This window comes from Bordetella parapertussis, assembly GCF_020735925.1.
Taxonomy (GTDB): Bacteria; Pseudomonadota; Gammaproteobacteria; order Burkholderiales; family Burkholderiaceae_B; genus Bordetella; species Bordetella pertussis.
In genome coordinates this window covers 2,526,887-2,551,652 of record NZ_CP085971.1, presented here as the reverse complement: position 1 = coordinate 2,551,652, position 24,766 = coordinate 2,526,887, and the positions used below count along the sequence as shown (strand labels likewise).

General features: G+C 69.0%; 24 protein-coding genes and 1 pseudogene. 10 read left to right on the top strand and 15 right to left on the bottom strand.

Annotation, left to right across the window (positions count from 1 at the left end; genetic code table 11):
• Positions 1-342: 342 nt before the first annotated feature.
• The 5 genes from LK409_RS12195 (at position 343) to LK409_RS12175 (ending at position 6,820) form a co-directional block, all read left to right on the top strand.
• Positions 343-1,317 carry a Bug family tripartite tricarboxylate transporter substrate binding protein gene (locus LK409_RS12195; RefSeq protein ID WP_010928749.1) on the top strand — a complete coding sequence of 325 codons (975 nt, stop codon included), beginning with the start codon at positions 343-345 and terminating at the stop codon, positions 1,315-1,317.
• A gap of 64 nt (positions 1,318-1,381) precedes the next feature.
• On the top strand, positions 1,382-3,010 hold the full coding sequence (locus tag LK409_RS12190) for a thiamine pyrophosphate-binding protein (RefSeq protein WP_229131164.1): 1,629 nt from the start codon (positions 1,382-1,384) through the stop codon (positions 3,008-3,010).
• Between the two features lie 10 nt (positions 3,011-3,020).
• Positions 3,021-4,454 (top strand): aldehyde dehydrogenase family protein, encoded by a 1,434-nt coding sequence (locus tag LK409_RS12185; protein WP_010928748.1) that lies wholly within the window; start codon positions 3,021-3,023, stop codon positions 4,452-4,454.
• Complete coding sequence (locus tag LK409_RS12180) at positions 4,451-5,620, top strand: CaiB/BaiF CoA transferase family protein (protein ID WP_049788723.1); 1,170 nt, start codon at positions 4,451-4,453, stop codon at positions 5,618-5,620. The genes LK409_RS12185 and LK409_RS12180 overlap by 4 nt, the downstream gene beginning before the upstream one ends.
• Before the next feature lie 36 nt (positions 5,621-5,656).
• Positions 5,657-6,820, top strand: a complete 1,164-nt coding sequence (locus LK409_RS12175; RefSeq protein ID WP_010928746.1) for an acyl-CoA dehydrogenase family protein — start codon at positions 5,657-5,659, stop codon at positions 6,818-6,820.
• A gap of 46 nt (positions 6,821-6,866) precedes the next feature.
• Here the strand turns inward: LK409_RS12175 and LK409_RS12170 are convergent, their stop codons facing one another.
• Both LK409_RS12170 and LK409_RS22700 read right to left on the bottom strand, forming a co-directional pair.
• Positions 6,867-7,073 carry a hypothetical protein gene (locus LK409_RS12170; protein ID WP_041937238.1) on the bottom strand — a complete coding sequence of 69 codons (207 nt, stop codon included), beginning with the start codon at positions 7,071-7,073 and terminating at the stop codon, positions 6,867-6,869.
• Between the two features lie 160 nt (positions 7,074-7,233).
• Positions 7,234-7,368, bottom strand: coding sequence for a hypothetical protein (locus tag LK409_RS22700; protein ID WP_003810792.1), 135 nt, complete (start codon positions 7,366-7,368; stop codon positions 7,234-7,236).
• A gap of 488 nt (positions 7,369-7,856) precedes the next feature.
• Here LK409_RS22700 and LK409_RS12165 point away from each other — a divergent pair, with 488 nt between their 5' ends.
• Positions 7,857-9,332, top strand: coding sequence for an EAL domain-containing protein (locus LK409_RS12165; RefSeq protein ID WP_226376560.1), 1,476 nt, complete (start codon positions 7,857-7,859; stop codon positions 9,330-9,332).
• 18 nt (positions 9,333-9,350) lie between these two features.
• Here LK409_RS12165 and LK409_RS22695 read toward each other — a convergent pair whose 3' ends face one another.
• The 3 genes from LK409_RS22695 to prpR form a co-directional block, all read right to left on the bottom strand.
• On the bottom strand, positions 9,351-9,482 hold the full coding sequence (locus LK409_RS22695; RefSeq protein ID WP_256375450.1) for a hypothetical protein: 132 nt from the start codon (positions 9,480-9,482) through the stop codon (positions 9,351-9,353).
• A 38-nt stretch (positions 9,483-9,520) separates the two neighbouring features.
• Positions 9,521-10,222, bottom strand: coding sequence for a MarC family NAAT transporter (locus LK409_RS12160; protein ID WP_003810795.1), 702 nt, complete (start codon positions 10,220-10,222; stop codon positions 9,521-9,523).
• A 123-nt stretch (positions 10,223-10,345) separates the two neighbouring features.
• On the bottom strand, positions 10,346-12,274 hold the full coding sequence (gene prpR / locus LK409_RS12155; protein ID WP_010928743.1) for a propionate catabolism operon regulatory protein PrpR: 1,929 nt from the start codon (positions 12,272-12,274) through the stop codon (positions 10,346-10,348).
• 171 nt (positions 12,275-12,445) lie between these two features.
• Here prpR and LK409_RS12150 point away from each other — a divergent pair.
• From LK409_RS12150 to LK409_RS12140, 3 genes and pseudogenes are all read left to right on the top strand, one after another.
• Positions 12,446-13,639, top strand: a pseudogene (locus tag LK409_RS12150) (CaiB/BaiF CoA transferase family protein); the annotation flags it as partial.
• 7 nt (positions 13,640-13,646) lie between these two features.
• Positions 13,647-14,573 carry a hydroxymethylglutaryl-CoA lyase gene (locus tag LK409_RS12145; protein ID WP_003810801.1) on the top strand — a complete coding sequence of 309 codons (927 nt, stop codon included), beginning with the start codon at positions 13,647-13,649 and terminating at the stop codon, positions 14,571-14,573.
• Positions 14,574-14,585: 12 nt separating this feature from the next.
• Positions 14,586-15,608 (top strand): Bug family tripartite tricarboxylate transporter substrate binding protein, encoded by a 1,023-nt coding sequence (locus LK409_RS12140; RefSeq protein ID WP_445979212.1) that lies wholly within the window; start codon positions 14,586-14,588, stop codon positions 15,606-15,608.
• Here the strand turns inward: LK409_RS12140 and LK409_RS12135 are convergent.
• A complete protein-coding gene (locus LK409_RS12135) occupies positions 15,589-15,813 on the bottom strand; it encodes a hypothetical protein (protein WP_003810805.1) in 225 nt (74 codons plus the stop codon). The two genes, LK409_RS12140 and LK409_RS12135, sit on opposite strands and share 20 nt — an antisense overlap.
• Before the next feature lie 252 nt (positions 15,814-16,065).
• Here LK409_RS12135 and LK409_RS12130 point away from each other — a divergent pair, with 252 nt between their 5' ends.
• A complete protein-coding gene (locus LK409_RS12130; protein ID WP_010928742.1) occupies positions 16,066-16,797 on the top strand; it encodes an META and DUF4377 domain-containing protein in 732 nt (243 codons plus the stop codon).
• 39 nt (positions 16,798-16,836) lie between these two features.
• Here LK409_RS12130 and LK409_RS12125 read toward each other — a convergent pair whose 3' ends face one another.
• The 9 genes from LK409_RS12125 to LK409_RS12085 all read right to left on the bottom strand — a co-directional run bounded on the left by LK409_RS12125 (position 16,837) and on the right by LK409_RS12085 (position 24,762).
• Positions 16,837-18,411, bottom strand: a complete 1,575-nt coding sequence (locus LK409_RS12125) for an amino acid permease (protein ID WP_010928741.1) — start codon at positions 18,409-18,411, stop codon at positions 16,837-16,839.
• Positions 18,412-18,566: 155 nt separating this feature from the next.
• Entirely contained in the window at positions 18,567-19,010 is a 444-nt protein-coding gene (locus tag LK409_RS12120) for a DoxX family protein (RefSeq protein WP_003810810.1), read from the bottom strand.
• A 234-nt stretch (positions 19,011-19,244) separates the two neighbouring features.
• Positions 19,245-19,481, bottom strand: coding sequence for a hypothetical protein (locus LK409_RS12115; RefSeq protein ID WP_223851083.1), 237 nt, complete (start codon positions 19,479-19,481; stop codon positions 19,245-19,247).
• Positions 19,482-19,724: 243 nt separating this feature from the next.
• A complete protein-coding gene (locus LK409_RS12110) occupies positions 19,725-20,675 on the bottom strand; it encodes an IS481 family transposase (protein WP_010928740.1) in 951 nt (316 codons plus the stop codon).
• 118 nt (positions 20,676-20,793) lie between these two features.
• A complete protein-coding gene (locus LK409_RS12105; protein ID WP_003811630.1) occupies positions 20,794-22,005 on the bottom strand; it encodes a CaiB/BaiF CoA transferase family protein in 1,212 nt (403 codons plus the stop codon).
• A 46-nt stretch (positions 22,006-22,051) separates the two neighbouring features.
• On the bottom strand, positions 22,052-22,276 hold the full coding sequence (locus LK409_RS12100; RefSeq protein ID WP_010928739.1) for an acetyl-CoA carboxylase biotin carboxyl carrier protein subunit: 225 nt from the start codon (positions 22,274-22,276) through the stop codon (positions 22,052-22,054).
• A 20-nt stretch (positions 22,277-22,296) separates the two neighbouring features.
• Positions 22,297-23,109: an FAD-dependent oxidoreductase gene (locus LK409_RS12095; RefSeq protein WP_010928738.1), complete on the bottom strand. Its 813-nt coding sequence runs from the start codon at positions 23,107-23,109 to the stop codon at positions 22,297-22,299.
• Between the two features lie 7 nt (positions 23,110-23,116).
• Entirely contained in the window at positions 23,117-24,547 is a 1,431-nt protein-coding gene (locus tag LK409_RS12090; protein ID WP_226376559.1) for a N,N-dimethylformamidase beta subunit family domain-containing protein, read from the bottom strand.
• Positions 24,544-24,762: a hypothetical protein gene (locus LK409_RS12085; protein WP_226376558.1), complete on the bottom strand. Its 219-nt coding sequence runs from the start codon at positions 24,760-24,762 to the stop codon at positions 24,544-24,546. The genes LK409_RS12090 and LK409_RS12085 overlap by 4 nt, the downstream gene beginning before the upstream one ends.
• Between the last annotated feature and the right edge of the window lie 4 nt (positions 24,763-24,766).

The window sequence follows — 24,766 nt, the reverse complement described above, 5'->3', positions numbered from 1 at the left end:
CTTTCCCGGCGGGCGGCTGATCCGTCCGCCCGCGCAGGCGTAGCAGGGCGATACCGCTTCGCACGCGCATCCCGACGCCCGGCCGAGAGCCGGGCGCGCCTATTGCGGCGCCTTGCCGCCCCGGCATCCCATCCCGCGCGGCCCCATCCACCTTTTCGATACGTTCCGGCAAGCACCGATGCGCCGGGATTGTCGTGCGTCTGCCTTCCTAAAAATTCTTGTGAAGGAATAAATATTCAATGGCAGGAATTATTCATGGTATAGTTTTTCGACCCCGCGCCCAGGCGCCATAGAGCGGCCGCGCGGGCTGCGGTACGGCGCACGACACATTCAGGAGACAACATGAAGATCCGGTTCAAGACGCTGGTGGCGGCAGGTTGGCTGGGCGCGCTCGCGTTCGGCACGGCGGTGGCGCAGGGCGGCTATCCCAACCAGCCGATACGGTTGATGGTGGGTTATTCGCCCGGCGGTTCGGTGGATATTGTGGCGCGCGAGTACGCGCAGCACCTGGGACGCCTGCTCGACCAGTCCGTGGTGGTGGAAAACCGCGGGGGCGCCAGCGGCACGATCGCGGCGCAGGCCGTGGCCAGGGCGCCGGCCGATGGGTACACGCTGTTCTTCACGGCCAGCCCGACCGTCACCATTACCCCGGCCCTGCAGAAGACGCCGTTCGACCCGGTGAAGGACTTCCAGCCGGTGGCCTCCGTGGTGAGCTACACCAATGTGCTGCTGGTCAACGCGCAGGCGCCGTATCAGGACATCCAGGCCCTGGTGGCAGCGGCCAAGGCCGACCCCGGCAAGCTGACCTACGGATCGGCGGGCGTGGGCGCGTCGAACCACCTGTCCGGCAAGCTGTTCGAGGACAACGCGAACATCAAGCTCAGCCATGTTCCGTACAAGGGCAATGCGCCGGCCCAGAGCGACCTGATCGCCGACCGGATCACCATGCTGTTCGACCTGAACACCACGGCCAAGTCGCTGGTCGAAAGCGGGCGGGTCAAGGCGCTGGCGGTGACCTCCGGCCAGCGCAACCCGATGTTCAAGGACGTGCCGACGATGGCCGAGGCCGGCTATCCGAACTTCATTTTCGACGGATGGCTGGGCATCCTGGCGCCGGCGGGTACGCCCGAGGCCGTCGTCAAGACGCTGGCCGACGCGACCCGGAAGATACTGGCCGACAAGGCGTTCAGCGAGCGGATGCAGGCGTCGGGCTACACGATCACGGCCAGCTCACCGCAGGAACTGGGCGCAATCGTGGCGCGCGAGGGCAAGCAGTTCCAGGACCTGGCCGAGCGCGCCAATCTTCGCCAATTCTGAGGGAGCAGTTTGATGTCGAAATACCTGACAGGGCATCTGGTCGCGGACTCTTGCCCATAACGGGGTGGAGACCGTTTTCGGCATTATTTCCGTCCACAACATCCCCATGATGGACGGCATCACGCTGAACAAGCGTATCCGCATGGTGATGACGCGTGGCGAGACCGGGGCCGCGCACATGGCCGACGGGCTGGCGCGCGCCACCGGCGCGATGGGCGTGGTGATCAGCAGCACCGGGCCGGGCGCCTCCAATACCGTGCCGGGCCTGGTCGAGGCGCGCTTTGCCGGCACGCCCTTGCTGCACATCACCGGACAGAGCGCCACGGCCCATCTCGGCCGCGATACCGGGGCGGTGCATGACGTGCCGGACCAGCTCGGCATGCTCAGCGCCGTCAGCAAGCAGGCGTACCGGGTGCGGTCGGCCGAGGAGACGCTGGATGTCCTGAAGCAGGCCTGGACGCAGGCCATGAGCGCGCCGGCCGGCCCGGTCAGCGTCGAGATCCCCATCGACATCCAACGCACGCCGGTGGCCCGGCCGGCCGACAGCCAGGCGTATCGGGTGGCCGCGCCGCGGGCGCTGGCGCCGTCGCCGGCGGCGCTGGACCAGCTGGCGCAAAAGGTGCGGGCCGCCAGGCGGCCGCTCGTCTGGGCGGGCGGCGGCGCGCGGGCCGCCGGCAAGGAACTTGCCGCCCTGGTGGAGCTGGGCTTCGGCATGGTGACCAGCTGGAACGGGCACGGGGTGGTCAGCGACGATCATCCTGCCAATCTGGGGGCGCTCAACGGGCCGGGCAGTCCGGCGGTCCAGGCCCTGTACGAACAGGCGGATCTGTTGCTGGTGGTCGGTTCGCGCCTGCGCGGACACGAGACGCTGGACCACAAGCTGGCGTTGCCGCAGAACCTGGTGAGGATCGATGTCGATCCCGCCGCGCAGGCGCGCGGCTATGCCAGCACGCTGCTGGTCTGCGGCGACGCGGCCGTCACGTTGCAAGGGCTGCTGGAGCGCTTGCGCGAGCAGGGGCCGGACATCGACGCGGCCTTCAAGCAGGCGGTGCGCGAGGCCAAGCCCAAGGCCGCCGAGCACTTCCGGCAAACGCTGGGCCCCTACAAGGATTTCGCGTCGCAGCTGCGCGCGGTGATGCCCGCCAGCGCCGTGTTCGCGCGCGACATCACCCTGAGCAACAGCCCCTGGGGCCATCGCCTGTTCCCGCTGCACGCGCAAAGCCAGAACATCTATCCGGTGGGCGCGGGGATAGGGCAGGGGCTGCAACTGGGGATCGGCGCGGCGATAGGCAGCAAGGACCGCAAGGTGGTGCTGCTGACGGGCGACGGTGGCTTCTTCTTCAACATGACCGAGATGTGGACGGCCGTGCAGGAAGCCGCGGATATCGTGATGATCGTCATGAACGACGGCGGCTATGGCGTCATCAAGCACATGCAGGACGCGATGTGCGAAGGACGCTATGCGCACAGCAGCCTGCTGGCGCCGGACTTGCTGAAGCTGGCCGAGCTGGCGGGCATTCCTGCATGGCGGGTCGAGCGCGCCGCCGATTTCGGCGCGACGGTGGCCCAGGCCCTGGCCACGCGGGGCCCGACGCTGGTCGAGGTGGACATGAACGCCATCGGGCCGTTCCCGCCGTACTACCCCTATTCGGCCATGATCAGCGCCGCGCGCGAGCAGGCCGGCGCGCGTTGAAGGAGACGAGATGCGAACCATCACCAGCCTGATCGACGGCCAATGGGCGGGCGGCGCCGGCGACAGCGAGAACATCAATCCGTCCGACCTGTCGGCGCCGGTATGCCTGGTGGCCCAGGCCAGCGCGCAGCAGGCGGCGCAGGCCGTCGAGGCGGCGCGGCGGGCCCAGCCGGGCTGGGCCGCCACGGGCCTGGCGGCGCGGGCGCAGATCCTCAAGGACATCGGCCGCGGCATCGTGGCCAACAGCCAGCAGCTTGCGCATATCCTGGCCAGCGAGCAGGGCAAGACCCTGCCCGAGGCGCGCGGCGAGGTGCAGCGCGCCGCGGACATCTTCGACTACTACGCCGGCGAGGTGTTCCGGCTGGGCGGCGAGATGTTCCCGTCGATACGCGCCGGCGTCGAGGTGGAGATCTCGCGTGAGCCGCTGGGCGTCGTGGCCCTGATCACGCCGTGGAACTTCCCCATCGCCATTCCCGCCTGGAAGACGGCGCCGGCCTTGGCCTGCGGCAATGCGGTCGTGCTCAAGCCGTCGGAGTTCACGCCCGCCACGGCGGTCATGTTGGCCGAGATCATCCGGGCCGCCGGCGTGCCGGACGGCGTGTTCAACCTGGTCCTGGGTACGGGGGCGGACGTCGGGCAGGTATTGACCGGCCATCCGGCGGTCGCGGGCGTCAGTTTCACCGGGTCGAGCGCCACCGGGCGCAAGATCGCCGCATCGGCGGTTGCCGGGCACAAGAAACTGCAGATGGAAATGGGGGGGAAGAACCCGCTGGTGGTGTTGGACGATGCGGACCTCGAGATCGCGCTGGCCTGCGCGCTCGACGGCGCCTTCCATGCCACGGGCCAGCGCTGCACCGCCTCCAGCCGGCTCATCGTCACGCCGGGCATCCATGACCGTTTCGTGCAGGAGCTGGCGCAACGGGTCATGGCCCTGAACGTGGGCCATGCGCTGGACGAGCGGAGCCAGATCGGTCCGGTGTCCAACGGCGCCCAGTTCGACAAGGATCTGTCTTACATCGCGCTGGCGCGCGACGAGGCGCAGCGCGTTATCGGCGGCGCAGCCTTGCAGCGGGCGCAGCGCGGCTATTACCTGCAGCCCTGCCTGGCCCTGGATGTGAGCCTGGACGCGCGGATCGCCCGCGAGGAGGTTTTCGGCCCGCTGGCCTGCGTGCTGCGCGCGCAGGACTACGAGCACGCGCTGGCCATCGCCAACGACACGGAGTACGGCTTGTCGGCCGGCATCTGCACGCAGTCGCTCAAGCATGCCACGCATTTCCGGCGCCACGTCCAAAGCGGCCTGGCCATGGTGAACATGCCGACCTCGGGCGTCGATTTCCACGTTCCGTTCGGCGGGCGCGGGGCGTCCAGCTACGGCAGCAGCGAGCAGGGCCATTATGCGCGCGAGTTCTTCACCAGCCTCAAGACCTCGTACATCCGCCCATGAGAAACGCCGCAGACACGCTCGCGGCCATGGCGGCGGGCAGCGCATTGGACGGCATACGCGTCGTGGACCTGTCGCGGGTGCTGAGCGGGCCTTATTGCACCCAGATACTGGCCGACCACGGCGCGGACGTGGTCAAGATCGAACCGCCGGGCGGCGACGAGACGCGCGCCTGGGGGCCGCCGTTCGCCGGCGAGGTTGCCGCCTATTACCAGGGCATCAATCGCAACAAGCGCGGCGCCTGGCTGGATCTGTCGTCCGAGGCCGGGCGCGCCGCGCTGCTGGCGCAGCTCGACGGCGCCGATGTGCTGGTGGAGAACTTCAAGTGCGGCACCATGGAGCGCTGGGGGTTGGGCTTCGAGGTGTTGAGCGGGCGGTTTCCGCGCCTGATCCATTGCCGGGTATCGGGCTTCGGCGCCGACGGCCCCATGGGGGGCATGCCCGGCTACGACGCGGCGATCCAGGCCATGTCCGGCATCATGAGCGTCAACGGCGATCCCGGCGGCGAGCCTACCCGCGTGGGGGTGCCCATCGTGGACATGGTGACCGGCATGAACGCGGCCATCGGGGTGCTGCTGGCGTTGCAGGAGCGCCAGCGCAGCGGCCGCGGGCAGTTCGTCGATATCGCGCTGTTCGATTGCGCGCTATCCATCCTGCATCCGCATACGGCCAGCCATTTTGCCGCCGGCGTCACGCCCGGCCGCACCGGCAATGCCCATCCCAACATCACCCCTTACGACATTTTCCCCACGGCGACCGATCCGCTGTTCCTGGCGGTCGGCAATGACCGGCAATTCCGGATCCTGTGCGAGGCGCTGGGCGCGGCGGCGCTGGCCGACGATCCGCGCTACGCCTCCAACGGCCAGCGTTGCGCCAACCGGCAGGCGCTGACCCGGTCATTGGCCGCGCTGCTGAGCCGGCACGCGGCGCAGGGACTGGCCGAGCGCCTCATCCGCGCAGGCGTGCCTTGCTCCAGCGTCCTGGACATTCCCCAGGCGTTGCGGCATCCGCAGGCCGTGCATCGGGAAATGGTCGTGCAACGCGACGGCTATGCCGGCGTGGCTTCGCCCGTCAAGCTGGGCCGCACGCCGGCGCGCTACCGCATGCCGCCGCCGCGCTTCGGCCAGCACCAGCTCGAGCTCGACTTCCCCGCCGCCTCGGGCCGCTGAACCGCGTTTTCGACCTTCAACCTGGCAGGACAAGACATGGACTTCCGTCTGAGCGACGAACAAGAGCAAATCAAATCGGCGATCGAACGCTTGTGCGAGCCGTTCGACGACGAGTACTGGTTCAACCGGGACCGGGAAGGGGGCTTCCCGCACGAATTCCACCAGGCGCTGGCGCAGGCCGGCTGGCTGGGCATCGCCATGCCGCAAGCCTACGGCGGCGCGGGGCTGGGAATCAGCGACGCGGCGCTGATGATGCACACGATCGCGGCGACCGGCGCGGGACTGTCGGGCGCCTCGGCCGTGCACATGAACATCTTCGGCCTGCATCCGGTCGTCGTGTTCGGCACGGCGCAGCAGAAGCAGCGCTGGCTGCCGCCGCTGATCGCCGGGCAGGACAAGGCCTGCTTCGGCGTGACCGAGCCCAACACCGGGCTGAATACGCTGAAACTGAAAACCCGCGCCGTGCGCCAGGGCGACCACTACGTGGTGACCGGCCAGAAAGTGTGGATTTCCACCGCGCAGGTGGCCAACAAGATCCTGCTGCTGGCGCGCACCACCCCGATCGAAGCGTGCACGGGCAGCGAAGGCCTCAGCCTGTTCTATACGGACCTGGACCGCGCCGCCATCGAAGTGCACGAAATCGAGAAGATGGGCCGCAAGTGCGTGGACTCGAACCAGCTGTTCATCGATAACCTGCGCATCCCGGTCGAAGACCGGATCGGGGAGGAGGGCAAGGGGTTCAGCTATATCCAGCATGGTCTCAATCCGGAGCGGATCCTGATCGCCGCGGAGGCTGTCGGCCTGGGGCGGGCCGCGCTGCGCAAGGCCGCCGGCTACGCCAGGGAGCGCGAGGTCTTTGATCGGCCTATCGGCAAGAACCAGGGCGTCCAGCATCCGCTGGCGCGTTCCTGGATGGAACTGGAGGCCGCGCACCTGATGGTGCAGAAGGCGGCCTGGCTCTACGACCAGCAGCAGCCGTGCGGCGCGGAAGCCAACAGCGCCAAGTTCCTGGGGGCCGAAGCCTGCTATGCGGCGTGCGAGAACGCCATCTTCACCCACGGCGGGATGGGGTACGCGAAGGAGTACCACGTGGAGCGCTATCTGCGCGAGGCGTGGATACCGCGCCTGGCGCCCGTGAGTCCGCAGATGATCCTCAGCTTCATCGCCGAGAAGGTGCTCGGGCTGCCCAAGTCCTATTGAGGCTCGGCGCGGGCGCCAGCCCGTACGCCTGTACGTTCGCGGCGGTTCAGTTGCCGGCGCTGCGCCGCAGCCGCGCCATTTCGGCCTGGTTCAGGCGCCTGGCCTCGGCATAGTCGCGTTCGTCCGCCTCGTACGAGCCCTCGTAGATACAGCCGCTGCGGTTCCACCTGCACTCGTCGCTGACGCGGCTGGCTGTGGATTTGCGATCCGAATCCCCCAGCCCGACCCAGGAACACCCGGAAACCAGCGCCACGAGGGACAGCGAAGCGGCCCAGCGACTCCATATTTGAACGTACATCTCTTCCAGCCCGGCAAAGACAACACAGCCCCGTTTATAACAAGCCCGCAGGGGCGTTCCAAGTGGCGTGGCCCTTCAGCGCCGGGAAATGGGCCCGCGGGGCTTGCCCGCGGCGTCACGAGCCGCGGGCAAGCAGCCACTCCACCAGCTCGACGGTGCAGACCATGATCACCAGCGCGATGCCGGCGACATGCAGGTAAGAGCTCCAGCTGACGCGTTCGTCGGCGTCCTCCTTTCTTCTTCTTTTCACGATTCTCTCCAGGTGCGTACGGTTCCAAGGCAACCATAGAGAAAGCGCGGGCGCGGTTGTATCGGCCGGTGTCAGTAGGCCTTTCGCGCGAACGGGTGTGTCATGCGTTTGGTCGAAGCAGGGAGGCTGGCGCGCCTGCCATGAGCCGGAAAACCGCCGTCGCGCCGCCGGGCTGGCGAATATCGGCAAAAGGTCGAATGCTGCAAAATTTTGACATTTGGCGCAATTCTTGGATGCGTTTTGTCAAACAAACTGCTAGCATCCGATCCAGCGGCGTAGGACGCCGTTGATTCGAGTGCGATGTTGCCAGATCCGCATTGCGCGCAGGATGGGCCTGGTAGTGAGTGGCCGGCGATCCCGGCCGGTTGTCTGACGCCCCGCCGGCAGGCGAAATGGGCATGACGCAGGGCCACGTCATGTCCGGGCGGGAAGCCAACAACATGACGATCAGATATCTTCCGGTCCGGCACAGACTGCTTTTCTTCGTTGTGCCTGTTCTGGCCTGCGGGCTGGTGGCGGCAGCGATCGGCTATGCCTGGAAAGGCATGCACGCGACCAGCATGGTCGAGCACGACAACGCCCATTTCCTGGCGCGCTCGCTGGATATCGCGCGCGAGCAGCTCGATATCGTGCTCGAGGCGCGCGTGGCCCCCGCGGCCTGTTCGGAGGGGGATCTCGCCGCCTTGCGGCAACGGGTCTTTCGTTCGAAGTACGTCGCCGACATCGCGCGCATTGACAATGGCGCCTTGCGCTGCTCCGCCGTATGGGGCGTATGGCGCCATCCGCACGTGCTGCCGCGCGGGGGCAGGACGGTGCGTGACGGGGTCTTCCTGTGGCAGAACATGGAGAACCCCATCCAGCCGGAGCTGTCGGGCGACGTGCTGGCCAGCGAGCGGCTGGCGGTTTTCACGATTCCGGGCATCTTCGACGACATCGTGCGCCGCGCGGGCGGGCAGAAGACCACGCTGTATTCGCGCAAGCAAGGCCATGTGTACAAGGTGTTCGGCGCGTCCGCGGCCGAGGACTGGCAGGGATGGGGCGCTGGGTTTCAGCTCGTGCGCACGGCCGCGGCCTGCGCGCCAGTGGGGGGGCCGGATATCTGTGTCGAAACCACGGCGCGCGTGGACGCGCGCGGCGCGGTGGCCGTTGCCGGTCTGGGCGGCATGGCGCTGGGCGCCGGGGTCGGGCTTATCGTATTCCTCTGGTGGCGCAGGTCGTTCGGGCTGCGCGCCAGCCTGGTCGACGCGCTGCGCAAGGGCAAGATACAGGTGGCTTATCAACCGCTGCGCGTGCTGGATTCGGGGCGCATGGCGGGCGTGGAGGCGCTGGCGCGCTGGACGTATGACGAGGTCGGGCCGATCTCCCCGGTCACGTTCCTCGGGTGGGTGGAGGCGATGGGCCTGCGCCAGCCTTTCACGCGCTACATCGTCCAGGCCGCGCTGGACGGCATGAAGACGCGGATGGCGGGCGACGCGCCGTTCTACCTGAGCATCAACGTCTTTCCGGAAGATCTCGAGGACGAGTCGTTCCTGGATTTCCTTACGCAAAGCGTGCGCGAGCGCGAGCTGAGCCCGGGCAGTGTCGTGCTGGAGGTCACCGAATCCGCGGTGTTTTCGACCGCCTCGCCGTCGGTGCTGTTTCGCCGTTTCCGGGCCGCGGGCTTTCGGATCTTCCTGGACGATTTCGGCGTGGGCTATTCGAACCTGGGGAACATCATCCGCTGGGAGGTCGATGGCATCAAGCTGGACCGGATCTTCATGCAATCCCTCGGCGATTTCGACAGCGCGGCGCCGGTGCTGGACCAGGTCATAGAAATGGCCCGCCAGCTCGACCTGCACCTGGTCATCGAAGGGATAGAAGTGCGCAGCCAGGCCGACTACATCTTCAAGCGGGCGCCGCACGCCGTCGGCCAGGGCTGGCTGTTCGGACGCCCCGGGCCGGCCTGCGCGCTGCCGGCGGCCTGAGGGCGGGCCTGCGCCGCGTCACCGGCTCGCCAGTTTGAGGGCAATGCCGATCGCGATGCCGATGCCTATGCCGGCGGCAATGTTGCCCATCGCCACGCCGATGGCCACACCGATCGCCACGCCGATTGCCAGCCATGCGCCCGAGTTCATCGGGCCACGATAGCACGGCGGGCCAGGCGGGCGCCGGCTCAGGCGCCGGGCGGATGGCGGATCAGCTCGAACACGCCGTCGATGATGAATTGCACGCCCATGCAGATGAGCAGAAAGCCCATGACGCGCGAGATGGCGTCGATGCCGGACTGGCCCAGCATGCGCATGACCCGCTCGGCGCTGCGCAGGCAGGCCCAGAACAGCAGCGCCAGCAGGAGCGTGACGGTGATGACGGCGAAATGGTGGATGAGGGTGATGCCGCCATGGCTGTGCAGGGTCGAGGCGGAGCTGATGATCAGGGCGATCGTGCCGGGGCCGGCGGTGCCCGGCAGCGCCAGCGGCACGAACGAGATGTCGCGCGGGCGCGGGCCGGTGTGCGCGGCGCCCGGGACCTGGATGTGCGGGTCGTCCGGCGCCATCTCGACTTGCGCCTGCGCCTCGTTCTGCGAGGTGGCCGGGAACAGCATGGTGAAGCCGATGTAGGCGACGATCAGTCCGCCGGCGATGCGCAGGCCGGGAATGGAAATGCCGAAGCTGCTGATGATGGCGTTGCCGGCATAGAACGAGGCCAGGATGATGGCGGCCACATATACGGTGGCGCGGCCGATCTGGCGGTTGCGCTCGTCGCGCGTGAAGCCGCTGCCCAGCGCCAGCAGCAGCGTGGTGCTGGTCAGCGGGTTGGCCACGGGCAGCATGGTGACCAGGCCGAGGCCGACCAGTTGCAGGTATTCGATGATCACGCGCGTGTCTCCTGCCGATGCGGTGGCGCGCCGCCATGGCCCGCCGGGTTGGAAGGCCGGCCGGCGGCGATGCGCCGTACCGGCCCGGGTCCGACCCTGGCAGTGTACAGGCAGGGGGGCGGCTCAAGTCGCGCGCGCGCCATCGTCGGCGGCGTCGATCTGCCTGAGCCAGCGCCACAGCGTCGAGCGGCTCACGCCCAGCTGCGCGGCGGCCTGTGCGCGATTGCCATCGGCCTGGCGCAGGGCCTGCGCGATGCGCTCCGGACGCGGCGCGTCCATGGCGGCGGGGTGCTCGAACAGCTCGGGGCATTCGTGGCGCAAGGCGTCATGGCGGATCGCCTCGGCGTCGTCGAACTGCAGCAGGAACACCGCGATCCGCTCGCACAGGTTCTCCAGCTCGCGCACGTTGCCCGGCCAGGGATAGGCGGCCAGCCGCGGCAGCAGGGCGGCGAGCGCGGCCTCGGCGTCCAGGGGCGAGCCCAGCCGGTCCAGGCAGCGCGCAACCAGGCGGGTCGCCAGCAAGGCGATGTCGGCGCCGCGCTCGCGCAAGGGCGGCAGCGGCAGCCGCAGGGCGTTGATGCGGTAGTACAGATCCTGGCGGAAGCGTCGCTGGGCCACCAGCTCCTGCAGCGGCTGATGGGTGGCGGCCAGCACGCGCACGTCCACCGGCACCGGCGTGGTGGCGCCCAGGCGCGTGATTTCGCCTTCCTGCAGCACGCGCAGCAGGCGCGTCTGCAGCGACAGCGGCATGTCGCCGATCTCATCGAGAAACAGCGTGCCCGTATGCGCGGCCTCGATCAGGCCGCGCTTGCCGTCGCGGCGCGACCCGGTGAAGGCGCCGTCCTCGTAGCCGAACAGTTCGCTCTCGAGCAGGGTTTCGGGCAGCGACGCGCAATTGATGGCGACGAAGGGGCGGTGGGCGCGCGCGCTGGCGTTGTGGATCGACTGGGCGAACAGCTCCTTGCCGACGCCGCTTTCGCCCTGGATCAGCACGCGCAGGTCGGTGCCGGCGTAGCGGCGCGCGGTGTCGACGGCGCGCATGAACGCGGGGCTTTGCCCGAGCAGGGTGTCGAAGCGGTGGCGGGCCGCGCTCTGGCGACGGCGTTGCTGCATGCGCAAGCTGCTGTCGGCCTCCTGGATGCGGTGCGCGTCATACAGGGTCAGGGCGGCGCCGACCAGCTTGCCGTACTCGAGAATGGGCGTGCGATTGGCGATCCAGTCGCGCCTGGCGTAGCGCTGCACGGCGGCGCGCTCGGCCCGGCCCGAGTCCAGCGTGGGCTGCAGCGACAGCTCGGGTTCGACGGCATCCAGGCGCTGCCCCAGCAGCGTGCGGTTGGGCATGTCCAGCAGCTCGCGCATGGGCGGATTGACGGCGATGATGCGGTGGTCGCGGTCGACCGCCAGCACCGCCTCCTGCAGGTTGTGCAGCACGCCATTGAGCTGCTCGTAGCGGCCGGCCTCCAGGCGCGCCACGCGCGCCAGCTCGATGGCGTCCTCGAACCCCTGGCGTATGCTCGCCAGCGAATAGGCGAGGATGCCGCGCAGGCCCGCTTCCTCGGCCAGCTCGACCACCAGGCTGGAGCCCACGATCACCTGGAAGCCGTCGCGCCGCAGCTGTTCGAAGCCCTGGCGGGCGTGATACGGCGTCTGGTAGGCGTACTGGGTGATCTCGATATTGAGCAGCTCCTTGACGGCATCGAGCTCGGGCAGCGTCTGGCCGTACATGACCACCCCGACCCGGCTGGCGATGCGCCGCGCCCGGATGAGGGCCTGCAGCAGATCGAAGCCGCCCAGCTGGATGGTGGCCACCGGGGCCTGCAGGTTGGCGCGCAGGATGCTGGCGTTGGCGCCCGCGCTGATGAAGGCGTCGACCGCATTGCGCTCGATGCGGTCGCGCGCGACCGCCAGGGCATCGGCGAAGGTGCCGTCCACTACGTCGATGGCGGCCCGGTTGCGGTATTCGGCGATCACCGGGGCGGCGAATTCGCGGATCTGGCGGTAGCTGACGAAGCACAGGCGCGGCAGGGGCTGCGCGGCGGAAAGCGCGGGCATGGCGTGTTTCACCGGAACAGATAAAGGTTTCACGAGTGTTGCATGAAACGTCTCGATGCGTGCGGCATGGCAGTAAGCGCATAGGAATCAATGACTTGCCGTCGTGGCGCAAGCTGGCACGGCATTTGCGTATGGGTAGGTATCGCATTGCACATGATGGAGACTGAAACCTTGGCGCTGCAACACATTACCGTGCTGGACCTGACCCACATGCTTTCCGGCCCCTACGGCACGATGCTGCTTGCCGACCTGGGCGCGCGCACCATCAAGGTGGAGCCGCCCGGCGCCGGCGAGGGCACCCGCCGCCTGCTCGAGCACGATCCCGATTATTCGCGCGACGGCATGGGCGCCTACTACCTGACGCTGAACCGCAACAAGCAAAGCGTCTGCGTGGACCTCAAGAGCGAGGCCGGCAAGGCGGTCTTCCTGGACCTGGTGCGCCAGGCCGACGTGGTGTTCGACAACTTCGGCGTGGGCGTGACGCAGCGCCTGGGCATCGATCATGCGTCGCTGGCGCGGGTCAACCCGCGCATCATCACCTGTTCGGTGACCGGCTTCGGGCAGACCGGACCGCAGACGCAGCGTCCCGCGTTCGACCAGGTGGTCCAGGGCATGGGCGGCGGCATGTCCATTACCGGAACGCCCGAGACGGGACCGATGCGCAGCGGCATCCCCATCGGCGACCTGGGCGGCGGCCTGTTCGGCGCCATGGGCGTGCTGGCGGTGCTGGCCGAGCGCGAGCGCACCGGGCGCGGACAGCATGTGGATGTCTCGATGCTGGACGCGCAGATCTCGATGCTCAACTACATGGCGACCATGTACCTCATGTCGGGACAGGTGCCGGCGGGCATCGGCAACGGCCACTTCGTGCACGTGCCGTACAACACCTATCCCACCTCCGATGGGCACATCATCATCGCCTGCATCGGCGACGCCTTCTTCGAGCGCTTCGTCGAGTGCATCGACCTGCCCGAACTGCGCGATCCCGCCTACCGCCAGCAGCCGGCGCGCTTCGCGGCCAAGGCGCGGATCGACGCCATCGTCGGCGCGGCGCTGCAGGCCAGGCCGACGGCGTACTGGCTGGAGCGGCTGGGCGCGGCGCGCATTCCGTGCGGCCCGGTCAACGATTTTGCGCAGGCGCTCAACGACGCGCAGGTGCGCGCGCGCGACATGGTGGTCGAGGTGCCGCTCAAGAGCGGCGAGCGGCTCGGCATGCCGGGCAACCCGGTCAAGCTGTCGGCGGCCGCGCCGCGCGCCTTTACCTGCCCGCTCGCGCTGGGCGAGCATACCGAAGCCGTGCTGGCCGAGCTGGCCGGCTATGGTCCTGCGCAACTGGAGCGCCTGCGTGCCGCCGGTGCGATCGGGTGGGGCCATGCAGGAGCGCATCCACATCACCGACGTCTCGCCTCGCGACGGGCTGCAGAATCAACCGGCACAGGTGCCCACGCAGGAGAAACTGCGCCTGATCCGTCTGCTGGCCGAGGCGGGCGTGCGCAGCGTCGAGGCAACCAGTTTCGTGTCGCCGCGCGCCGTGCCGCAAATGGCCGATGCGGCCGAACTGGTGGCACAGGTCCACGCGGCGCTGCCGGACCTGCGCACCTCGGTGCTGGTGCCCAATCTCAAGGGCCTGGAGCGTGCGCTGGCCGCCGGGGCGCGCGAGATCGCCGTGGTGCTGTCGGCCACCGAAACCATGAATCGCAAGAACATCAACATGGGCCTGGCGCAGGCCGTCAGCGTGAGCGAGCAGACGCTGGCCGCGGCGCGCGGCGCCGGCTTGCGCACGCGCGCCTATGTGGCGGTGGCGTTCGACTGCCCGTTCGAGGGCGCGACGCCGCTGGCCGATGTGCTGCGCCTGGCCGCCGCCATGTACGCGGCCGGCGCCGACGAGATCGTGATCGCCGACACCATCGGGTCGGCTGCGCCGGGCGAGGTCAAGACGCGCCTGCGCGCCCTGCGCGACGTGGCGCCGCTGGAGCGGCTGGCGGTGCATTTTCACGACACCCGCGGCATGGGCGTGGCCAATGCGTGGGCGGCCCTGGAGGCGGGCGTACGCCGTTTCGACGCCAGCGTGGGCGGTATCGGCGGCTGCCCGTTCGCGCCGGGCGCGGCGGGCAACCTGGCCACCGAGGATCTGGTGCTGATGGCCGAGCGCAGCGGCTTTGCGTCGGGGATTTCGCTCGACGGCCTGCTGCGCGCGGTCGATGCCGCACAGGCGCAATTGCAGCGTCCGCTGGGCGGGCGCTCGATGGCGTGGCTGCGGCGCCAGGCAGGCAGTGCGGTTCGAGTCCAACAACCATAAAGGGAGACATCGATGCTAGGGAAATCTGCAGGCAGGTGGAGCTTGGGGCGCGTAGCCGGCGCGGCAATGCTGTGCGCGGCATGGGGCTGGAGCGCCGCGGCCGGCGCCGAAGCCTATCCGGACAAGCCGATCAGGCTCATCGTGCCGTTCGCGCCCGGCGGGGTCACGGACACCGGCGCGCGCGTGGTGGCCGACAAGCTGGGCCAGCGCCTGGGACAACAGGTGGTGGTGGACAACCGGCCGGGCGCATCGGGCAACATCGGCACGCAGATGGCGGCGCGCGCCGCGCCCGACGGCTATACGCTGGTGGTCGGGTTCGACGGCACGCTGGTCATCAATCCGCACATCTACCGCGACCTGCCGTTCGACCCGGTGCAGGACTTCGCGCCGGTCAGCAAGATCGGCGACGCCGTGCTCATCATCGTCACCAACCCCAAGGTGCCGGCGAAGAACCTGCAGGACCTGCTGGCCTATTCCAAGTCGCTGCCGGCCGGCGTGTCGTACGGCAGCGCCGGCATCGGCAGCACGCCGCACCTGGCCGGCGAGCTGCTGAAGATGCGCACCGGCGCCAATTTCGTCCACGTGCCCTACAAGGGCGGCGGGCAGGCCATGGCCGACCTGGTCGGCGGCACGCTGCCCATGCTGTACACGGCCGTGGCCGGGGCGTACCCGTTCATCCAGAAAGGCCAGGTCCAGGCCATCACGGTATCGAGCCGGCAGCGCCTGGCCTCGCTGCCCGACGTGCCGACCGTGGCCGAGTCAGTCCAGTTCCTGGATCGGCATCCTGGCGCCCAAGGGTACGCCGCAGCCCATCGTCGACAAGCTGCAGCGCGAACTGCACGCGGTGGTCAGCGAGCCGCAGACGCGCGAGCGCCTCGCCGCGCTGGGCATTTCCGCCTCGGGCAACACGCCGGCCGAGTTCGGGCAGGAAATCCAGGCCGATCTGCAACGCTATGGCGAGATCGTGCGGGCGGCGCAGATACGGGTGGACTAGCCAATGGGGCGGGCGCAGCGTCTAGGGGCGCATGCGCTTGAGGGCCTGGACCAGGCGCGTGCCCCACCACGCCAGGTCGTCGAACAGTAGCGCCAGGCACAGGACGATGCCGCCCACCATCGCGCCGTAGAGCAGGGCGTGGCCCCAGGACGGGGCCGCCTGGCGCAGCCAGCCCGCCACCAGCGCGGAGGCGAGGAAGGCAAGGACGAAGGCGCAACGCCAGAATGTCGATCGGAACCGGCTCATGCGCCTAGCATAGCCGCAAACGGGGCCCGCGACGGCGGGCCGCCTGCTCACCGCGACACGCAATGAAAGATCGTGTGACAAGTGCGGGTCAGGCCCCCGGGTAGAATCAGTCGCGTCCACAGCCCGTGTGCCACGGGCTGTCCCCATGTTCACGATCCGGAAGCCATGAAGCGTATTCTTGCCCTATCCGCGTTGGCAGTGCTGCTGCAAGCCTGCTCGTCGTCCCCAACCGCATCCGGAGATCCAGCCACGATGCCTGCCCGCTCATCCACGGCGGCCGCCCAGCCGGCCACGCTGACCACGCACACCTGGCGGCTGGCCGCGGCGGTCGACCGGCAGGGCCAGCCCATCGCGCCGCTGCAGATCGGCCTGGAGCGGCCGCTGCGCCTGGCCTTCTCCGAGCGCGCCATCAACATCAGCGGTGGCTGCAACGCGCAGTTCGGCGGCTACACGTACGGCAAGGGCCGGCTCGAGATCGCCAACCTGGCCGCCACGATGAAGGCATGCGAAGCCGGCTTGATGGCGCTCGATGCCGCGGTTGGCGAACGCCTGAAGGGCAGCCTGCGCGCGACCCTGGGCGAGCAGGCCGGGCAGCCCCGGCTGGTGCTGGTGGCGGACAACGGCGATACGCTCAGCTTCGACGGCGAGCCCACGCCCGAGACCCTGTACGGCAGCAAGGGCGAGACCGTGTTCCTGGAGGTGGCCGCGCAGCGCGTGCAGTGCAGCCATCCCATGATCCCCCAGCATCGCTGCCTGCAGGTGCGCGAGCGCCGCTACGATGCGGCAGGCCTGCAACTGCCCGCGCAGGACGACTGGCGTCCGCTGTACCAGTCGGTGCAGGGCTACGAGCACCGCGACGGGGTGCGCACGGTGCTGCGCACCAAGCGCTACGAATGGAAGAACCCGCCCGCCGACGCGCCGTCCACGGTGTATGTGCTGGACATGGTGGTCGAGCAGGAGATGGCGCCTGGCGGCAAGCGCTAGCGCCAGGCCGGCGCGGGCCCGCCGGGCGGCCCGCGCGGCCTAGCGGCGGGGCTCGGCGCAGTCGCCGCTGAGCATGGCGTTCAACTCGCGGTTGCGCATGCGCAGGTCGGGGAACTGCATGTCGCGGTAGCGCACGAAGCGCGAGCCGCGCACCAGGCGATAGCCCGCCCAGATCGCCAGGAACAGCGGAATGCCGACATAGGTGGCGGCCGCGCCGGTCCAGTCGATGCGGTCCTGCAGGAAGGCGTGGTAGTTCTGGCCCAGCGTGATGACCAGGCACAGGACGAACGCGAACAGCGGGCCGAACGGGAAGAAGGGCGAGACATACGGCAGGTCGGCCAGGTTGTTGCCCTGGGCGACATAGCCGCGGCGAAACCGGTAGTGGCTGATGGCGATGCCCAGCCAGGCGATGAATCCGGTCATGCCCGAGGTGTTCAGCAGCCAGATGTACACCGCCTTGGGGCTGAACAGGAACGACAGAAAACACAGCGCGGCGACCGCGGTGGTGGCCAGCAGCGCCCACAGGGGCACGCCGCTGCGCGACAGGCGGCCGAAGCGCGCCGGCGCCTTGCCGTCGCGGGCCAGGCTGTACAGCATGCGGGTGGCGGCGTACATGCCGGAATTGCCTGCCGACAGCACCGACGTCAGCACCACCGCATTCATGATGGAGGCGGCCGCCAGCAGGCCGGCGCGCTCGAAGATCAGCGCAAACGGGCTGACGCTGACGTCGGACACCTCGTTGCGCAGCAATTGCGGATCGGTATAGGGAATCAGCAGGCCGATGACGGCGATGGCCAGCACGTAGAAGAGCAGGATGCGCCAGAACACCTGGCGCACGGCGCGCGGCAGGTTGCGGGCCGGGTCCTTGGATTCGCCGGCGGCGATGCCGATCAGCTCGGTGCCCTGGAACGAAAAGCCCACTACCATGGCCACGCCGATCAGCGCGGCGAATCCGCCGGCGAATGGCGCGTCGTCCAGGGTCCAGTAGGCCAGGCCGCCGTGCTCGCCGCCGCGGATGATGCCCAGCAGCATCAGCACGCCCATGGCAATGAACGCCAGCACCGCGATCACCTTGATCAGCGCGAACCAGAACTCGGCCTCGCCGAAGCCGCGCGCCGACAGGGCGTTCAGCCCGACGATCAGCGCCAGGAAGGCGGCGCTCCAGAGCACGCCGGGCATTTCGGGAAACCAATAGGCCATGACCAGCTGCGCGGCAACCAGGTCCACCGCGACGGTCACGGCCCAGTTGTACCAATAGTTCCAGCCCAGCGCGAAGCCGAAGCCTTCGTCGACATACTTGGCGCCGTAGGTGGAGAACGAGCCCGCCACCGGCATGCTGGCCGCCAGTTCGTCCAGGCTGGTCATCAGGAAGTACACCATGATGCCGACCAGCAAGTAGGCCAGCAGGGCGCCGCCCGGGCCGGCCTGGGCGATGGTGGCGCCCGAGGCGACGAACAGGCCGGTGCCGATCGAGCCGCCGACCGCGATCATGGTCAGGTGGCGCGCCGACAGGGTGCGGCGCAGGCTCGTCGGTTCGGGCAGGCGCGTGGCGGGCCGGGCGTCATGGCGGTGGCCGTTCGCCGGGCTGGGGACGACGTGGCCCGGTGGAGCCATTGTGTTTCCTTTGCGTCATGGGCGCGCGCCTGGCTTGTGGCCCGGGCGCCCTTCGAGAATTCCAGGCAGCCGGCGAGCATAACGCAAAGCGGCCCCTCTTCGCGAACCGAAAAGGGGCCAGATGAGGGCGCGTGGCCCGGGCGCGTCGCGCCGTGTCAGCGCGACAGCCAGCGCAAGGCGGCAGGCAGGCGCGGCAGCAGCAGGCGGTCGAGCGACCAGCGGCCGCCTCCCGACAGCACGAAGGACAGGCAGATGAAGGCCCACATGGCGGGGAACTCCCAGCCGCCGCCGGGGTTGGCCCAGGTGAAGCCGAGGTGCTGGTGGTTGCCGATGAACAGCGCGATCACCAGGTACGCCGCCGTGCCGGCCGCCGCGACCCGGGTGAACAGGCCGAATGTGAAACCGATGAAGGCGGCGAACTCGCACAGGCCGGCAAGCAGCAGCATGGACTGCGGGTTGGCGGTGACGGTAGAGAAATAGTGCAGGACGTCGGCGTATGCCTGCGCGCCAAGCAAGCCGAACTTCTCGGCGAAGTGATGGGTGAAGTCCAGTCCGATATAGACACGTATCAGTGTGAGCTGGATTTCTCTGGCCGGCATCAGGTGCTCCTCCCGGGCCGGAACGCCATCCGGCCGCGTATGGTTTTCAGGAGGCGCCATTATCGGCATCGCGCGGCGGGTGTATACGGGCTTGCCGGGGTATCGGAAAGAACCTTCGTAACCAAAGCGCCGCCTGACTCGTGGGTTCCTCATGGCGACGGCATGGGCGAGGGGGCGCAACGTGGCGGCGCAGGCGCATGCCCCGGGGGCCTGTCCGGCCGCGCCGGCGCCGGATCAGTCCTCGGCGGGCGGGATGGGCGCGGGCCGTGGCACGGCCACGCGTTGCCGGCTTTCCTGGATGCGCGCGGCCAGATGCGCCAGCAGGGCGGCGGACGTAGGCGGCCTGGCGGCCTGGGCCTCGTACCAGGCGGCCGCGAGGGCCGCGCACGTGGCTTCCTTGTTGCCGGTACGGATTGCCCACCGCCGTGCGATGGCGCAGGCCTGTTCGATGCTGCCGATGATTCTTTCCATGTGTGCCACCGCCTTGCTGGTCGAGCGCGCCGCGCAGCACACTTATATTCTCATCGCGGCCGCACGGGGATAGGGCGCAGGCGTAGTTGCGCAGGCACGACAGGGCGCGCGGACACGGCGGCGCTATGCGCCGGCCGCGCACGCGCGCGGGCGCGCGCTGGCGGGCTGGTCGTCATTCCGATGGACGAGGGGGGCGTGCTTATGGACGATGGCGCGGCAGCCGGAACCGTCGCGCGCGGCGGCCTAGATGTCGATTCTCAATAGGTTATTCACATCTGGGATACGCGTGATGGGTGGCTGATGTCCGAGAGCGGAGTGTGGCCGACACCAGTTGTAGCGGTCAATGAAGGGCTGCAAGGCAGCCTGTCGTTCGGCTGAGCTCGTGTAGGGCCTGGCGTATGCCCACTCCCGTAAGCAGGTCTGCACGAGGCGCTCGGCCTTGCCGTTGGTCTTGGGGGTGTAGGGGCGGGTGCGGATGTGACGGATTCCCAGCTCCACGCACACCGCCCGAAAGGTCCTGGAGACGTAGCCGCTGCCGTTGTCGGTCATCACGCGGTCGATGCGCACGCCCAGACTGGCGTAGTAGGCGGTGGCTTGGTGCAGGAACTCAGCGCACTGATCGCCGCCCTCATCGTCGAGGATGCGAGCAAAGGACACGCGCGAGAAGTCATCGATGGCCAGGTGCACAGCGTCCCAGCCAATGCCGCGGTTGCGGTTCTGGGCCCGATCGCCGGTGATGCGATGGCCCACGCCCCGGATGCGGCCCAGCCGCTTGGTGTCGATGTGCAGCAGCTCGCCTGGGCTGGCGCGTTCATAGCGGCGCACCGGCGCCGGCGGCTCCAGCGAGGCGAGTCGACTCAGGCCGATGCGTTCCATATACCGCGCCACGGTGGCCAGGCTGCGGCCGGCTTCACGCGCGATGCGCCACAGCGGCAGACGCTGGCGGCGCTGCTGGGCGAAGTGCTCAACCTGCTCGGGCGCACAGGCCTTCGGGCTGCGGTGCGGGCGAGAACTGCGGTCAAGCAGGCCGTCCAGACCTTCGCTTCGGAAGCGGGCAAGCCACTTGTAACCGGTGCGCAGGCTCACCCCTGCCGCCTGGCTGGCCTGCCTCATCGTCCAGTTCTGTTGCATCACCCTGTTAACAAGAAGGGCTCGACCTAGGCGGGTCAATCGCGCATGCTTATGGTTGTTCATCCAGTGTCCTGCCCTGAGTTGCGATGGCGTGGTAACCACAGCATCCCAGGTCCGGCCTGGATGAACAACCTATTGAGACATCACAGCTAGGCGCGGCGGCGCGGGGCGGGCGGGCGCTTCAGGCGCGGATCGCGCCGCGCTGGCGCAGCGCGTCCAGGCGCGTGGCGTCCAGGCCCAGTTCGTCGCGCAGCACCGCCAGGGTGTCGGCGCCGGCGTCCTTGCCCAGGCTGCGCACGGCGCCGGGGGTTTCGGACAGGCGCGGCACCACGTTGGGTACCGTGACTTCGCCCAGCTGCGGATGCGGCAGGCGCGCCAGCGCGCCGCGCGCCTGGAAGTGCGGATCGGCGAACACGTCGTCCACGCCGTAGATCTTGGCGTGCGGAATCTCGGCCTGCGTCAGGCGCGCCAGCACCGTGGGGCAGTCGTGGCGGCTGAACCAGTCCTGGATGGCCGCGTCCAGTTCGGCGTCATGCCTGGCGCGCTGGCCGGGCTCGGCAAAGCGCGGATCGTCGGCCAGCTCCGGCGCATCCAGGGCGGCGGCCAGGCGCCGGAACAAGGCATTGGTCAGCGTCGTGACGTGCACATAGGCGCCGTCGGCGCAGCGGTACAGGTTGTTGGGCGCCGACCCGGGCAGGCGCGAACCGGCGCGGTTGGCCACTTCGCGCAACTGGTCGTACGCCATGACGTGCGGCTCCATGAAGCTGAAGGCGCATTCGGCCAGCGCCGTGTCCACCACCTGGCCGCGCCCGGTGCGGCGGCGCGATTCGAGGGCCAGCAGCGCGCCGAACGCGCCATACAGGCCGGTGATGTAGTCGGACAGCGAGGTCGCCACGCGCGAGGGCGGCCGGTCGGGGTCGCCGGTGACCGAGCGCAGGCCGCTGTGGGCCTCGCCGATCACGCCATAGCCGGGCCGCCCGCTGTAGGGGCCGTCCTGGCCGTAGCCGCTGATGCGCACCATCACCAGGCCGGGGTTGGCGCGGCTCAGCACGTCGTAGCCGAGATTCCATTTCTCCAGCGCGCCGGGGCGGAAGTTCTCGATCAGGATGTCGGCGCGGGCGGCCAGTTCGCGCACCAGTTCCTGGCCGTCGGGCTGGCGCAGGTCGATGCTGACCAGTTCCTTGTTGCGCAGCAGGGACAGCGCATAGAGCGAATGGCCGCCCTTGTGGCGCCCCATGGAGCGCAGCGCGTCGCCCTCGGTCGCCTCGACCTTGATGACGCGCGCGCCGAAATCGGCCAGCAAGCGGCCGCAGAACGGGCCGGCGATGGTGGAGCCGAGCTCCAGCACGGTGTAGCCGGCCAACGGTCCGGCGCCGGCTGCGGGTTGGGTCATGAGTGGTGTCTCCTTGCCAGGTATCGGGGGCGGTGCGGCGCGCGGGCTACTGCACTTCGAGCATCGCCACCACGTCGCCTTCGCCTATGGCGTCGCCTTTCTGCACGGTGATTTCCACCAGGCGGCCGGCGGCCGGCGCGTCCACGGGGATTTCCATCTTCATGGACTCCACCACGATGAGCGTTTCGCCTTCCTCGACCCGGTTATCGCCGGCCTTGAGGACTTCCCAGACGTTGCCGGTGACTTCGGATTTCACGGGGATTTTCTTCATGTCTATTCCTGAGAGGGTTATCAAGCAGTGAGCGCGGCCGGCGCGGGCTCGGCCAGGGTCCGGGCCACGATGCCGGTGTGCAGGCGGCCCTGGCGCCAGGGTTCGAAGGCCAGCGCGCGCGCCAGGAAGGGCAGGTTGGTCTTGACGCCGGCGATCTCGGTGTCGGCCAGGGCCTGCTCGGCGCGCGCGATGGCCTGGGCGCGATCGGCGCCGTGCACGATGATCTTGGCGATCATGGGGTCGTAGTGCGGGCTTACCGCGTTGCCGGCGTGGTAGCCGGTCTCGGTGCGCACCCCGGGCCCTTGCGGCAGCTCGAACACGGCCAGCGTGCCCGGCGACGGGATGAAGCGCACCGGGTCTTCGGCGTACACGCGCAGCTCGATGGCGTGGCCCGAGGGCTGCAGGTCTGCCGGCACCACGCGGTCCAGCCGCTCGCCGGCGGCCAGGCGGATCTGCGCCTGCACCAGGTCCAGGCCGTATCTGTCGATCAGGTCGAACACCGTGTCGGCGGCAGTGCCCACCATGTGCAGCAGCGGCTCGCCGCGTTCGCGGCCATGGCGCGCCAGGATCTCGTCCGGATCGTGCTTGATGCCCGGGATGACCTGGCCGCCGTTGCGCCCGGAAGCGCCCCAGCCGGGGTCGCGCGCCTCCAGCACGCAGGCGCGCAGGCCGCGTTCGGCCAGGTGCAGGGCGGCCGACAGGCCGGTGATGCCCGCGCCGACGATGGCCACGTCGCAGTCGGCGTGGCCGGCCAGCGGCGCTGTGGCCATCGCGGGCGCGGCAGTGTCCGTCCACACGGAGCGCATGGCGTCGTACGGCAGGGGCGGGGGCATGGCGGGATCAGGCCTGTGGCGTCGTGGGGAAGTCGAAAGGCGTGTCGTGCGCGAAGCGGCTCAGCACATTGGCGGTGATGCGCGAGACGTTGTTGTCGTAGCCGTTCCAGGCCAGCGAGGCGCCCCAGGTGATCGAGCCGGTGGAGAACACCGCGCCGCCGTTCAGGCATTCGTAGAACAGCAGGTCGGCGTAGCAGTACTTGGCTTCCTCGCCGTTGATGGTGGGGTGGTGGTAGGTGGTCTCCTCGGGCACCACGTTGTAGTAGCGCGTGTGCTTCTCCGAGCGCGCCACGATGAGCGCGTGCGGCGGCGTGCCCAGGCGGAAATCGGCGCGGTCGATTTCGTCGCCGGCGGCGCCGCCGCCGCTGCTGCCGAAGTCGCCGATGATCTCCTCGCTCACGCCGTCGAACATGAAGGCGACCCGCGGGTCATGGCTTTCCGGGCGGCGGCGGTAATATGACGAGGCGTCGAAGCCGGTGGCGGTGGTGCCGATGCCCACCAGCGTCTGCGGCGCGATGCCGATGCGCCGCCAGGTGCCGCCGTATTCGCCGTTATAGCTGTGGTAGCTTTCGCCGGCCGGGGTCTCGCTGTAGCGCGCGCCCGTTTCGGTGCGGCGCAGCTCCATCAGCCAGGGCTTTTCGGGGTGGTAGGCGCAGCGCCAGTAAAAGCCGTTGCCGCCCATGTACATCAGGCGCCCGCCCTGCGCCTGGTAGGCAACCATGGCCTGCCACATGCGCGTGCTCCAGTACTCGGGGTGGGCGCCGGTCATGACGGCGCGGTAGCCCTGCAGCGCGGCCAGGCCCTCGGCGTGCAGCATGTCGTCGGTGATGACGTCGTACTCGAAACCCTTTTCGTCGAGCCAGTCCAGGAAGTGGGTGTCGCCGTTGAGCGACCAGGTGCGGCACTGCAGGTGCATGCTGAACACCGGCCGGCGGCGTGTGGCGTAGTACACGCCATAGCCGTCGGAGTGGGTGTCGTACATGGACAGGCCAAGCTCGCGGTGTTCGCCCAGGTAGGTCTCCCAGGGATAGAGCACCATGAAGTTGCCCGATTTCATTTCCATGCCTTCCTCGTCCAGGCGGTAGTGCGAGTTCGAGTAGGCCGTGTAGGTGGCGGTCGAGGCGAGAAAGGCGATGCGCTTGCGCGGCGCGCCGGCGCGCGGGCGCACCACGAAGGTGATGCGCTCCTGTTCGCCTTGGGCGCCGGTCAGCCGCGCGGCATACAGGCCGCTGGGCAGGTTGGCGGGAATCTCGAGGCTGAAATCGGTGTCCCAGTTGGCGTCTTCCAGCGTGTCGTCATGGAAGTGCAGCGCGCCGTAGTGGTCGGGGCCGTCCTGCCAGCGCATGATGCTGGCGTCCCAGCGCAGGCCGGGTACGGCGCGCGCGGGCAGGTTCTCGATGCGGCCCTCGGCCCAGGAGATGGCGGTGTTGACGATCACGTCGCTGTCGATGCGCAGGCCGAAGTCCCAGGCGGCCAGCGGCGCCGCGCCGCTTCCACCCGCAACTGGGCCAGGTCGGCGTCGCCGGCGCGGCACGGCAGCAAGGTGGGCGAATCGATGCGGCCGTTGTAGTGGTGCAGGTAGGCCGGCGCGCGGCCGCCGCTGGGACGGGCGCCGAACACCACGGGCAGCGCGTCGGTGGCGCCAGCGGGCAACGGG

Coding starts and splice junctions, on each gene's coding strand:
- LK409_RS12135 (WP_003810805.1), bottom strand. CDS start 15,813: ATGAGCCGGTTCCGATCGACATTCTGGCGTTGCGCCTTCGTCCTTGCC.
- LK409_RS12125 (WP_010928741.1), bottom strand. CDS start 18,411: ATGGCTCCACCGGGCCACGTCGTCCCCAGCCCGGCGAACGGCCACCGC.
- LK409_RS12180 (WP_049788723.1), top strand. CDS start 4,451: ATGAGAAACGCCGCAGACACGCTCGCGGCCATGGCGGCGGGCAGCGCA.
- LK409_RS12140 (WP_445979212.1), top strand. CDS start 14,586: ATGCTAGGGAAATCTGCAGGCAGGTGGAGCTTGGGGCGCGTAGCCGGC.
- LK409_RS22695 (WP_256375450.1), bottom strand. CDS start 9,482: ATGAACTCGGGCGCATGGCTGGCAATCGGCGTGGCGATCGGTGTGGCC.
- LK409_RS12120 (WP_003810810.1), bottom strand. CDS start 19,010: ATGCCGGCCAGAGAAATCCAGCTCACACTGATACGTGTCTATATCGGA.
- LK409_RS12195 (WP_010928749.1), top strand. CDS start 343: ATGAAGATCCGGTTCAAGACGCTGGTGGCGGCAGGTTGGCTGGGCGCG.
- LK409_RS12130 (WP_010928742.1), top strand. CDS start 16,066: ATGCCTGCCCGCTCATCCACGGCGGCCGCCCAGCCGGCCACGCTGACC.
- LK409_RS12145 (WP_003810801.1), top strand. CDS start 13,647: ATGCAGGAGCGCATCCACATCACCGACGTCTCGCCTCGCGACGGGCTG.
- LK409_RS12100 (WP_010928739.1), bottom strand. CDS start 22,276: ATGAAGAAAATCCCCGTGAAATCCGAAGTCACCGGCAACGTCTGGGAA.
- prpR (WP_010928743.1), bottom strand. CDS start 12,274: ATGCCCGCGCTTTCCGCCGCGCAGCCCCTGCCGCGCCTGTGCTTCGTC.
- LK409_RS12095 (WP_010928738.1), bottom strand. CDS start 23,109: ATGCCCCCGCCCCTGCCGTACGACGCCATGCGCTCCGTGTGGACGGAC.
- LK409_RS12185 (WP_010928748.1), top strand. CDS start 3,021: ATGCGAACCATCACCAGCCTGATCGACGGCCAATGGGCGGGCGGCGCC.
- LK409_RS12175 (WP_010928746.1), top strand. CDS start 5,657: ATGGACTTCCGTCTGAGCGACGAACAAGAGCAAATCAAATCGGCGATC.
- LK409_RS12115 (WP_223851083.1), bottom strand. CDS start 19,481: ATGGAAAGAATCATCGGCAGCATCGAACAGGCCTGCGCCATCGCACGG.
- LK409_RS12105 (WP_003811630.1), bottom strand. CDS start 22,005: ATGACCCAACCCGCAGCCGGCGCCGGACCGTTGGCCGGCTACACCGTG.
- LK409_RS12110 (WP_010928740.1), bottom strand. CDS start 20,675: ATGAACAACCATAAGCATGCGCGATTGACCCGCCTAGGTCGAGCCCTT.